This is a genomic window from Methanolobus psychrotolerans, assembly GCF_002243045.1.
GTDB lineage: Archaea > Halobacteriota > Methanosarcinia > Methanosarcinales > Methanosarcinaceae > Methanolobus > Methanolobus psychrotolerans.
In genome coordinates this window covers 1-1,966 of sequence record NZ_MBKP01000074.1, presented here as the reverse complement: position 1 = coordinate 1,966, position 1,966 = coordinate 1, and the positions used below count along the sequence as shown (strand labels likewise).

General features: G+C 37.8%; 1 protein-coding gene and 1 pseudogene. Both read right to left on the bottom strand.

Annotated elements, in window-relative coordinates; translation table 11 throughout:
- Positions 1-1,217: toxin TcdB middle/N-terminal domain-containing protein (locus tag BB781_RS14790; protein ID WP_207205309.1), on the bottom strand; the 1,217-nt coding region annotated here is incomplete at its 3' end.
- A gap of 214 nt (positions 1,218-1,431) precedes the next feature.
- Positions 1,432-1,966: pseudogene (locus tag BB781_RS14785) on the bottom strand (transposase); the annotation flags it as partial.

The following is a 1,966-nucleotide window of genomic DNA, read 5'->3' as shown; positions in this document are numbered from 1 at the left end:
TTTTGCACAAGTCCATCAAACTGTGTTCGATTTTCATAATTCAATAAAATAAGGTTCACATCAGGATAGATTTGCTGTCCGGTATATTTTATGTCAGACATACTGTAAATATTCCCATTCTTATCCCATACTTCAGTATGATTTTCGATTCCCTTCAGCACATCATCCTGATGGAAATAATGCTTTGTCTTTGAATAGCTGTTTTCGACAGTAACCTCGCCAAATCCTCTAAACTCAATTTCTTCGGGTGAATTGAAATATTGCATACCATCTTTGTATGTGTAATTTGTTGTTGAAACTACATTTTCCAAGCCTGTAATTCCATTATCTCGTATTACTTGACTTGTGACCCAGACATTTAAAGGTAAATCGGAAATGCTATCGCTGCCAGTATTGTCAAACTTTGTTGAGGGCACATACTCAATGGTTGTGCTTGCACCAGTAGAATGGTTAATTTTACTCAGCAAGTACGGAGTCTTATAGTTCGTTGAAGGTGGATTTGCATTCTTATTAGTATTTATCCATGCTCTATATGTTCCACTGGTTCCTCCCGATGCATATCCCTGTATGATATCCACTAAGCCATCCCCATTTACATCTGCTAGCCTCGTTCCTACATCTTTTCCTTCATATGAAAAAGCAACTACAGGTACCCAGATACCACTACTTGACCAACCATTTCCAGTATTTATCCATGCTCTATATGTTCCACTGGTTCCTCCTGATGCATACCCCTGTATGATATCCACTAAGCCATCCCCATTTACATCTGCTAGCCTCGTTCCTACATCTTTTCCTTCATATGAAAAAGGAACTACAGGTACCCAGATACCACTACTTGACCAACCATTTCCAGTATTTATCCATGCTCTATATGTTCCACTGGTTCCTCCTGATGCATACCCCTGTATGATATCCACTAAGCCGTCCCCATTTACATCTGCTAGCCTCGTTCCTACATCTTTTCCTTCATATGAAAAAGGAACTACAGGTACCCAGGTACTACTGATGGACCACCCGCTTATTGAACAATAATCAAAACTTGAGGAAGGGAAAGATTGACCATTCAAACCAGTTTTCGAAATAGTTTCTAAAAAGGATTTTGAGTTTTCATTCTTATATTCAAGTCTATAAATCCATAAAAGACTTCCATTGTTGGTAACTGTAATGTTTGAAGTCAAACATTTTTCAAGTACTTTGTTACCATATTCATACAATGTAAAAGTATTAGGTTTGTCTGCTAGATTGAAGTCAATGGTTGAAAGTCCATTGTTGTAAGTTATATTTTGAAGATAAACACTTCCAACCTCTCCATTCCTTGGGTTTTCAACATAATTGTATTTGAGGTTTAACCATTCATCCCATTAATCCTTTAAATGGCCCATTAACTCTTACAACTGCTTCTTTTGGCTAAAATTTCCTTTTATGCCCTCAAATCCTCAACTTTCTAAAAGCACTTGGAGCACGAATCAAGTCAAGTCTTTCAACCTTAAATGCTGCCAGTGCCGTAAGTAGTGCAGTTATGTTACTTATTGAAACAAACAACTTAGCCCACTCATTACCTCTTGTTAGTGTTTTTGATCGATTGTATCCAACGACCTCGTTAGAATTTTTCCTTTCAACACAAGTCCTCAGGTCATAGATCTTTTGAAGTATCCGATGATATATCCTGGGGATATAAATCGCTCTGAAATGGTTACCCCTATCTGTTTTAAGAACAGTACCAACACTATTGAATCTTGCAGCTATGACAGGAATAATCTGCTTATCGAGCACAGTTGAATTTGACCTATGACTATCAGGTCCAGCATCTGCTATCAGCATGATAGGCTTTTGTGCTGTTGATTGTGTACACTTTTCGATAGTTTCCTGGAATATAGTATTGTCATTTTTACTCGCATCCACAGCATCCCAGTAAACCGGCAATCCAAATAACCTGTCAACAATATAGGTATCCGTGTACCCT